Genomic DNA, 10122 nt, shown 5'->3' on the forward strand with positions numbered 1-10122 from the left:
CTCGCGAGCATGGCATCGCGATCGTTGCCGCCGATGACGGCCCGATATTCGAACGGTGTCCGATCGCGGATCAGCGAGTACCCGACATCCGCAGGAGACAGCGCGGGCTGAGCAGCGAGGTGCTCGGCCAGCCGGGCAGCCTGCGCCCGCAATGCAGGCTCGGTACGACCGGACAGGGGCCACAGCACAGGCCGATCCACCTGCGACGCAGGATCTTCCCGCACAGGCCGATCGAGCTGCGGGGCATCGATTTCCGATTCCGCTTCGGGCGCCTGCTCGATGATCACGTGCGCATTGGTGCCACTGAGACCGAAGGAGGAAACGCCCGCGCGGCGCGGTCGTCCGTTCCTGACCCACGGCTCGGACTCCACCAGCAGCGAGACCGCGCCCGCGGACCAGTCGACATTCGGCGTGGGGTCGGCGGCATACAGGGACTTCGGCAGCAGGTCGTGGCGCAACGCCTGCACCACTTTGATGATGCCCGCGGCACCCGAAGCCGCCTGGGTGTGGCCGATATTCGATTTCACCGAGCCCAGGCGCAGCGGCCGGTCCGCGGGCCGATTGCGGCCGTAGGTGGCCAGTAGTGCGTCGGCTTCGATCGGGTCGCCGAGTTTGGTGCCGGTGCCGTGTCCTTCGACCACGTCGACGTCGGCGGCGGTGAGACCGGCGCCGGCGAGTGCCTCGCGGATGACCCGCTGCTGGGCAAGGCCGTTCGGGGCGGTGAGGCCATTGCTGGCGCCGTCCTGGTTCATCGCGGACCCGCGGACCGTGGCCAGTACCGGATGGCCGTTGCGGCGGGCATCCGAAAGTCGTTCCAGCAGCAGTACACCGACGCCTTCGGCGATACCGAAGCCGTCCGCGGCCGCGGCGTAGGACTTGCAGCGCCCGTCGGCGGCCAGGCCGCGCTGGCGGCTGAATCCGGTGAGCGACAGCGTCGATCCGAGGATGGTGACGCCGCCGGCCAGGGCGAGCGTGCATTCGCCACTACGCAGGGCCTGTGCGGCCAGGTGCACCGCGACCAGCGAGGACGAGCATGCGGTATCCACGGTGATGGCGGGGCCTTCGAGCCCGAGGCTGTAGGCGATCCGGCCGGACAGCACGCTGGTGGACACGCCCGCGATGAGATGGCCCTCCACCTCCGCGGGCACATCGTGGTTTCCGTACCCCTGGTAGGCGGCGCCGGCGAAGACGCCGGTCCGGCTGCCACGCGCGGTGGCCGGATCGATGCCCGCGCGCTCGAGCGCCTCCCAGCAGGTCTCCAGCAGCAGTCGCTGCTGGGGATCCATGGCCAGCGCCTCACGCGGTGAGATACCGAAGAACGCGTTGTCGAATTCTGCTGCGTCGCTGAGGAATCCACCTTCGACCGCATAGGTCGAGCCGGGCTGGTCCGGGTCGGCGTCATAGATCGACTCCACGTTCCAGCCGCGGTCCACCGGCAGTTCGGCGACAGCGTCACGGCCCTCGACCAGCAGGTCCCACAATCCGTCCGGATCCTGCACGCCACCCGGATAGCGGCAGGCCATGCCGACGATCACGATGGGATCCTGGTCGTCGACGGCGACGACCGGCAGCGGCTCGGGCGCATCGGTTCCGGTACCGAGCGCCAATTCACCCAGATGCCGCGCGAGCGCGGTGGCCGACGAGTAATCGAAGATGACCGTCACCGGCAGACGCAGCCCGGTCGCAGTATTGAGCCGATTACGCATCTCGACAGCAGTCAGCGAATCGAAACCCAGGTCGCGGAAGGCTCTTTCGGATTCGACCGCGGAGGCGGAGTCGTGGCCAAGGACCCGTGCGGCATGAGTGCGCACCAAGTCGATCAAGAGCCGATCGCGGTCGGCCGGGGCGGCCTCGCGTAGCTGGCGGCGCAGTGCCGCACCCGCACCATCATCAGCGACAGGCGCATCGTCGGCGGCCAGGATGCGACGGACCTCCGGCAGGCTTCCGATCAGCGGGCTCGGCCGCACCGAGGTGAACACCGGCGCGAAGCGGTCCCAATCGACGGCGGCCACCAGTACGACGGTGTCGTCGTTGTCGAGCACCCGCCCGAAGGCATCGAGCGCGACGGCCGGCGGCATGAAAGGGATACCGCGGCCACGCAATTGCGCTTCGGCGAGGTTGGCGGCCATGCCGCCGCCGTCGGCCGGATCCCAGATGCCCCAGACGATCGAGGTGGCGGTCAGGCCGCGGGATCGGCGGTTCTCGGCCAGGCCGTCGAGGTAGGCGTTGGCGGCGGCGTACGCGCCGTGCTCATCGCTGCCCCAGACCGCGGAGATGGAGGAGAACAGGACGAACGAGTCCAATGTGTCCGCACCGAAGACGACGTCGAGATTCTCGGCACCGCGGACCTTGGCATCCAGCGTTTCGGCGAAGTGATCGGGATCGGTATCGGCGAGCGGGATCAGCACACCCGCGCCGGCGGCGTGGACCACAGTGCGGATATCGGCTCCGCCGCTGCGCAATCCGTCGACGAGCTCCGTCAGCGCCGCCAGGTCCGCGACATCGCAGGCGGCGATGGTCAACCGTGTGCCACGCGCGAGCAGCTGCTCGGTCAGCTCGGTCAGGCCCTCCACCCCGACCGGGCCACGGCGGCCGATCAGCACGATGTGCTCCGCGCCGCGATCGGCGAACCAACGGGCCAAGTGCTTGCCGACGCCACCGGTACCGCCGGTGATCAGAACCGTGCCGCGCGGCTGCCAGGGATGCGCGGCTACGGTGTCGCCGAGTTCGGCTCGGACCAAGCGCCTTCCGTGAATCCCAGCTGCACGAATCGCGACCTGATCCTCGTCATCCAAACGGGCGAACACCTGACGCAGTCGCTTCGCGGCCGGCTCGTCGAGGGTCGCGGGCAGGTCGACGAGGCCACCCCAGCGAGCCGAATGCTCCAGCGCCGCAACGCGACCGAGACCCCACAGCAGAGTCTGCGCCGGGCTCGTGAGCACATCGGCGCCATCGACGGCCACAGCGCCGCGAGTGGCCCACCACATCGGGGCCGCGCAGCCGCTGTCGCCGAGCGCCTGCAGCAGCACCAGACTCAGTGCTGTGCCGTCGGTCATTTGGGGATTGCGCCGGTGCGGGGTTTCGTCGAGGCCGAGCAGGGAAAGCACACCGACCACCGGCTCCGGCAGTCCTTCAAGCACATCGGTCAGCAAGGCGGACAACACTTCCCGATCGTCGGCGGACGAATCCAGCACGACCGGCACAACAGCTGCGCCACCGGCCGCGAGTACCCGCGCACACGTAGCGGCCAGCGGATGGGCGTGTTCGGAATCCGCGCCATTGGCTGCGGAGGTGACAAGCAGCCAGGTGCCGGTGAGTGCTGCGCTCGGGCGGTCGGTGAGCGGTTCCCAATCGACGCGGTAGCGCCAGGAGTCGGCGGTGGCGCGGTCTTCGAGGCCGCGGCGCCAGGTCGCGAGGGCGGGTAGTACGTCGCTCACCGTGTCGGTGGGGTCGACGCCGAGGGTGGCGGTGAAGGCGGCGAGGTTCTTGTCGTCGACCGTCTGCCAGAAGGCGGTTTCTGCCGGGTGGGCCGCCGGCGGCGCGATGACGGCGTCCTCCGGGCTCTGCAGCCAGAACCAGCGGTGCTGGAAGGCATAGGTCGGCAGTGGCACTGCGGTGCCGGGTGTTTCGGCGAAGAAGGCGGACCAGTCCGGGGACAGTCCGCGGACCTGTGCCTCGGCGAAGGAGCGCAGCGCGGTGTCGAGACCGCCTTGGTCGCGGCGGAGCGTGCCGACAGCGGTGGCCTCGATGCCGGCCGCTTCGGCGGTCTGGTTCACACCGATTGTGAGGACGGGGTGGGTGCTCGGTTCGAGGAAGAAGGCGTAGCCGTCGTCGAGCAGGGTGCGGGTGGCGTCGGCGAAGCGTACGGGCTGGCGCAGGTTGCGATACCAGTACTCGGCGTCGAGGGTCTCGGTGTCGCGCCAGTCGGCGTCCACGGTGGAGAAGAACGGAATGTCGCCGGAAGTGGGCGCGATATCGGCGAGTGCTGCCAGCAGTTCGGCGCGAATCTCCTCGACCTGTGGCGAATGCGACGCGTAGTCCACGGGGATGACCCGGGCGCGGATATCGGCGGCGACGAGGTCCGCGACGAATCGCTCGATAGCCTCGGAATCACCCGCGACCACAGTCGATGACGGACCGTTGACGGCCGCGATCGAGAGCCGGTCCGTCCAGTCGCGCAGGCGATCTGTCACGTCCGCGACTGGCAGCGGTACCGAGGCCATGCCACCGCGACCCGCGAGCGCGGCAATGGCCTTACTCCGCAGCGCGACAACCTTCGCGCCGTCTGCCAGCGACAGTCCGCCAGCCACTACCGCAGCAGCGATCTCACCCTGCGAATGACCCACCACCGCTGCGGGTTCCACGCCGAAATATCGCCACAGCGCGGCCAGCGACACCATCACCGAGAACAGCACCGGCTGAACGACATCCACCCGATCCCAGGCGTCGCCCTCGAAGATCCGCTCGCGCAGTGACCAGTCCACGAACGGGTCGAGGGCCGCCTCGCACTCGGCCATCCGCGCCGCGAAGACCGGTGACTGCTCCCACAGCTCGCGGGCCATGCCCACCCACTGCGAGCCTTGGCCGGGGAACATGAAGGCCACTCGGCCGGTGTGTGTCCCACCGCCGCGAATTAAGGCGGCTGTATCGTCGCCCGATTCGAGTGCACGCAACCCCGCCAGTAGGTCGTGGCGGCCGTCGGCGATCACGACCGCGCGATGCTCGAATGCGGTACGCGTGGTGGCCAATGCCCGCGCAATCGAGGCTGCGCCAGTCTCACTTCCGCGCTCAACAACGCCATACAGACTGCGGGCCTGCGCCGCGAGTGCATCCTCGGTCCGCGCTGAGACGACGAACGGCAGCAGACGCGCTACTTCGCCTGGAGATGTTGCGGTGGCTGCGGGTTCAGGTGCTTGTTCCAGCACCACATGCGCATTGGTCCCGCTCACCCCGAACGAGGACACGGCCGAGCGTCGCGGCCGTTCGACGTCCGGCCAGGCCCGCTGCTCGGACAGCAGCCGCACCGCGCCCGAGGTCCAATCCACCTGCGAGGACGGTTCATCCGCATGCAACGTCCGCGGCAGTACGCCGTGCCGCAGCGCCTGCACCATCTTGATGATTCCGCCCACGCCCGCGGCCGCGGAGGTGTGCCCGATGTTCGATTTCAGCGATCCCAGCCACAGCGGCGCGTCGGCGGGCCGGGCGCGGCCGTAGGTCGCCAGCAGGGCCTGGGCTTCGATCGGGTCGCCCAGCCGGGTGCCAGTGCCGTGCGCTTCGACGACATCGACATCGGCCGTGGACAACCGGGCATCGGCCAGGGCGGCGCGGATGACCCGCTGCTGTGCGGGGCCGTTGGGTGCGGTGAGGCCGTTCGATGCGCCGTCCTGGTTCACCGCCGAACCGGCCACGATCGCCAGCACCTGGTGCCCGTTGGCTACTGCGTCGGAAAGGCGTTCCAGCAGCAGTACTCCCACGCCTTCCGACCAGGCGGTGCCGTCCGCGGTCTCGGAGAATGCCTTGCAGCGGCCGTCGGGGGCGAGGGCACGCTGCCGGCTGAAGGAGACGAACGCGTCGAGTTCGGCGCCGACGGTCACGCCGCCGGCCAGTGCCATGCTGCACTCCCCCGAACGCAGCGACCGCACAGCCAGATGCAGCGCGACCAATGAGGACGAGCAGGCGGTGTCCACGGTGAACGACGGTCCGGTCAGGCCGAGCACGTAGGACACTCGCCCGGAGACGACGCTGCCGGTGGTGCCGGTGTGCAGCAGGCCCTCGACCTCCGGGATGGTGGCGCAGCCCGCGCCGTACCCGTTGACCATGGCGCCGATGAAGACACCGGTGGCCGTATTGCGCAGGGCGGCGGGCACGATGCCGGCGCGTTCCAGGGTCTCCCAGGCTACTTCCAGCAGCAACCGCTGTTGCGGATCCATGGCGAGCGCTTCGCGTGGTGAGATACCGAAGAAGCCAGGGTCGAATTCGCCGGCGTCGTAGAGGAATCCGCCGTTGCGGGTGTAGGAGGTGCCGGGGTTGTCCGGGTCCGGGTCGTAGAGGCCGTCGACGTCCCAGCCACGATTGCGTGGCCATTCGGTGATGGCGTCGGTGCCGGCGGTGACCAGGTCCCACAGTTGTTCCGGTGAATTCGCGCCGCCCGGATACCGGCAGCCCATCCCGACGATCGCGATCGGCTCGTGCCGGGCGTCCTCCGTCTCCCGCAGCTTGCGCCGCGCGTCACCCAGGTCGGCGGTGGCGCGCCGTAGGTATTCCAGGAGTTTCTCGTCGTTCGGCATCTTTGTGTCCGTCCTCAGGCCATGCCGTAGTTGTTGTCGGGTTCGGTGGAAAGCGGCGCGCGTCAGCCGCTTTCGGTCACCTGGATGCGGCGCGCGGTCGCGCGGATCTCGTCCACCAGCTCGGCGGTGCGCAACGTGGCTGCCGCGTCCAGGGCCGCAGTGGGGGCACCGGTGCGGGCCGCGCGGATCGCGGCGGCGAATGCCGTTGCTGTGCAGGCGTATTGATCGACTGCGGGCAGCACCAGCTCCTCGGCGTGGCCCTGCTCGTCGATGCGCAATACGGGTCGATGCTCCGGCGGCGGCGTGAACGCACGCTCGACCGCGAGCCGTGCTTCGGCACCCCACAGTTGATAGCGCGAGGCGTAGCAGTGTTCGAAACCGAATTCGGCGGTCACGATCACTCCGCTACTGGAAACCAGCAGGGCGCTGCCGGAGACATCGACGCCGGAGTCCGGATCGATGCGCAGCACAGCGCCGCTCAGCTCCAGCCGATCCTCGTCGCCGACCAGGAATTGCGCCAGGCGCAGCGGATACACGCCCGCATCGAGTAGCGCGCCCCCGCCCAGGTCCGATTGGTAGCGCACATCACCACTGGGCAGTGGAGGGAAGCAGAACGAGCCGGTGAAGTGCCGCAATGCGCCGAGCCGACCATCGGTGAGCAGATCACGCACGACGCCGTGCATGGGATGGTGTGCGGGCGTGAAGTTTTCACGCAGCACGAGATTGCGCTGTGCGGCCAGCCTCATCAGATCGGCCGTGGCGGCCGCATCGATGGTCAGCGGCTTCTCCCCGAGTACGTGCTTGCCGGCCCGCAGTGCGGCGGAAGCCCATTCGTGGTGCAGACCGTTGGGCAGGGCCAGGTAGATCGCCTCCACGTCCGGGCGCGCCAGCAGTTCGGCGTATCCGCCGACCGGGACGCCGCCGAATCGGTCGGTGAATCGGGTCGCCTTGGCCAGATCCCGGCTCGCGACCGCCGCGATCTCGACACCGGCAGCCGCGGAAAAGGCCGGCAGCATCCGCCGCCACGCCACCGAGGCCGCGCCGAGTACGCCGATGCGCACGGGGTTTGTCGCCAGGTCTGCGTCGCTCACCGGCTCGACCTCGCCTCGATGCGGTCGTCCTCCGCGGCGATCAGACTGTGCAGGCAGGCGATCAGGCTGCGGGCCTGCACATTGACGTAGTGGCTGTAGCGCGTCAGCCCGACCAGCTGGCCGATGGTCATCCAGCGATATCGCGACGGTCCGTTGTCGGGATCGGTGTCTTCGGGTAGCGGGTCGACCTCGATCACCAGATATCGGTTGCGGGCGTGGAAGAACCGGCCACCTTCCTCGGACAGGATGGTGTCGAACCGGATTCGGTCAGGCGCCGCGCCGAGCACATCGGCCAGGAACGGTGGCCGGGTCAGTTGCGGCAGCTGATCGTAGGTTTCCGGGGTGCACTGCACGGTCGGCGCGAGTTCCACGAAGTCCAGGAAGCCGGGCTCGGATCGGGCATTGACCAGTACGTGCAGCACGCCGCGCAATCGACTAGCGAGGAAGGCGATGACGCCGAGACCGTGCGGGGCGATCATGGGCTGGGTCCAGCTGTTCACCTCGCGATTGCCGCCATCGACCGCGACCGCCCGGATGTCGAAGAACGCACCGGAGTCGTGTTCGATCCGGTCGGCTCGCCGCGTCCAGTCACGGACCTCGGGCAGGGCGATCGGGGTCGCGACGACTTCGCGGCGGGCGCGCAGATCCGTTACCCAGCTGAGGATTTCCTCGCTGGTGTGCAGCGCGCCCTGGTCGGTGTCGAGCGAACGCACCAGGGCCGCCCGGAAACTCCCCTGCACGCTGGGCAGTTCCTCGACGAGTCGTCCGCCGGAGAACGGCAGGCACGACAGCACCGTGCGGGTGTTCATGTTCAGCAGGTCGTCGTAGGCGAACAGTTCATAGAGCTGGCCGAGTGACAGCCAGCGGAAGCCGTCGCGCACCTCGACCGGTCCGTCGGTTTCGACGACCATATTGCGGTTGCGTTTGCAGTAGAACCAGGACCCTTGCTCGGACTGCAGCACATCGGCCAGCACCACCTCCGGGCGTGCGCCGGAGAAGTATTCGAGGTAGGGCACGGGCCGCCCGTGATGCACCGCCGTGTAGTTGCTGATGGTGGCCTGCACGGTCGGCGAGAGTTGGAGCGCATTGTGGTTGCCCGGCTCCATCTTCGCCTGCATCAGGCAGTGCAGTACGCCGTCGAACTGTTTGACGAGAATGCCGAGCACGCCGGTTTCGGGCTGGTCGATGATCGGCTGCGACCACTGCGCGACCGCGCCGAAGCTGGTGGTCACCTGCAGTCCCTCGACGGCGAAGAACTTGCCGCTGTCGTGCACGAGGTTGCCGGTGTCCGGATGGAATCGCCAGCTGATCAGGTCGGCGAAGTCGATGCCGGTGACGACGGTCGGATCGGCGGCGGTCCGCGCGGTGAACCAGCGGTGGAAGTCGGCGGTCGAGTCGATCGCGCCCGTGGCGGCTACCGCCGAGCGGGCCAGTTGGATCGGGCGCGTGCGGTCCTGGTGGCGTAGTGGTCCGGTCATCGGCACACGCTGCCGGCGTAGGCCTCGACGACATCGGCGGCCGCCTCCACGCCCGGATCGCCGCGCACGGCATCCGCCAGTTTCATTGCGCGCGCGGCGATTTCAGGATCAGTGGTGGCGATCCGGACTGCGGCCGCCAGCTTCTCACCGGTCAGCCCGGCGTAAGGAACCGGCGCGGGGGCGACGCCGAGGGTATGCATCCGGCGCGCCCACAGCGGCTGATCGGCGTAGCAGGGCACGACGACCTGCGGGACACCCGCGGACACCACCGCTGCGGTAGTGCCCTGGCCGGCGTGGTGCAGCACCGCCGCGGCCCGCGGGAGCAGCCAGGTGAAATCCGCTGTCTCACTGCGGAACACATCCAGATCGTCCGGGATATCGGTTTCCGGGCCGCCGATGATCACCATCCGGTGCCCGGTCGCGCGGACCGCGTCCAGGGTTGCGCGCAGCAGATCGGTCCCGCACGGGAGCCACGAGCTACCGAAGGTGGTAACCAGCGGCGGCGCTCCATGTTCCACGAATTCGGTCAGTTCCGCCGACTGCTCCCAGCGGGTGTTGTCCGACCAATAACCGGTGACATGACACTGCTCGGGCCAGTCCTTCGGCGGCGCGAAGATCTGCGGACTGAACTGGTAGAGGATCGGCCGCGTGCGCCCATCGTCGCGGAACGGCGACCGGAAACCCGCGCGAGGCAGGCCCGAGGCGCGGCGTGCCTGATTCACGCTGGCGCGGTACACCAGCCATTCCAGCGTGCCCATCGCCCGATGGGTGAACCGGTTGTAGGCCCCGCCGAGCGGCCACTCGGGCGCACCGAGTGCCGGCCAGGCCGCGGTCTCGGTGACCGGCCACGCCGAGACCGAGCACCACGGCGTTCCCGGCTTGGCCAGCGCACCGATCCTGGTCAAGTTGGAGTTGATGATCAGATCCGCGCCCTCGGCCGAGGCCACCATCGCTTCGGTGAACGCCAACTGCTCGGCGGCACTCGGCCGGGGTGCGGCCATCGCCATGCGATACATCGACGGGCCGCGCCGCAACGCCTCCTGCACCTTCGGATGCGACATGATCTCTTCGACATAGCCGGCGCCGAAACTTCCGAGCTGCCGGAACTCCAGTCCCGCTCCCTGCACCAGATTCTCGAATTCCGGTGTGGTAGCGAGCCATACATCGTGACCGCGTGCGCGCAGCGCACTGCCCAGAAGTACGAACGGCTGCACATCGCCACGCGAGCCGATGGTCGACAAGGCTATGCGCATCGACGTTCCTCTC

Annotated in this window: 4 protein-coding genes (1 of these 4 only partly in view); all 4 read right to left on the reverse strand. The window is 68.7% G+C overall.

The window, feature by feature from the left end; all coding sequences use genetic code 11:
• A protein-coding gene (locus tag ACH438_RS41005) for a type I polyketide synthase (RefSeq protein ID WP_397015679.1) crosses the window boundary here: on the reverse strand, positions 1 to 6287 show its beginning. Its footprint begins 8668 nt before the window's first position; only the first 6287 of its 14955 coding nucleotides appear in the window; its start codon is at positions 6285 to 6287; the stop codon falls past the left edge of the window.
• Positions 6288 to 6349: 62 nt separating this feature from the next.
• Positions 6350 to 7378 (reverse strand): Gfo/Idh/MocA family protein, encoded by a 1029-nt coding sequence (locus tag ACH438_RS41010; RefSeq protein WP_397015681.1) that lies wholly within the window; start codon positions 7376 to 7378, stop codon positions 6350 to 6352.
• A complete protein-coding gene (locus tag ACH438_RS41015) occupies positions 7375 to 8856 on the reverse strand; it encodes an NDP-hexose 2,3-dehydratase family protein (RefSeq protein ID WP_397015683.1) in 1482 nt (493 codons plus the stop codon). Before ACH438_RS41015 ends, ACH438_RS41010 begins: the two co-directional genes overlap by 4 nt.
• Positions 8853 to 10109, reverse strand: coding sequence for a glycosyltransferase (locus ACH438_RS41020; protein ID WP_397015685.1), 1257 nt, complete (start codon positions 10107 to 10109; stop codon positions 8853 to 8855). Before ACH438_RS41020 ends, ACH438_RS41015 begins: the two co-directional genes overlap by 4 nt.
• Positions 10110 to 10122 lie beyond the last annotated feature (13 nt).

This window comes from Nocardia sp. NPDC020380 (assembly GCF_044386975.1).
GTDB lineage: Bacteria > Actinomycetota > Actinomycetes > Mycobacteriales > Mycobacteriaceae > Nocardia.

What these genes read in the sequence shown, in the direction of transcription:
- ACH438_RS41015 (WP_397015683.1), bottom strand. Translation starts at nt 8,856, where the DNA reads ATGACCGGACCACTACGCCACCAGGACCGCACGCGCCCGATCCAACTG.
- ACH438_RS41020 (WP_397015685.1), bottom strand. Translation starts at nt 10,109, where the DNA reads ATGCGCATAGCCTTGTCGACCATCGGCTCGCGTGGCGATGTGCAGCCG.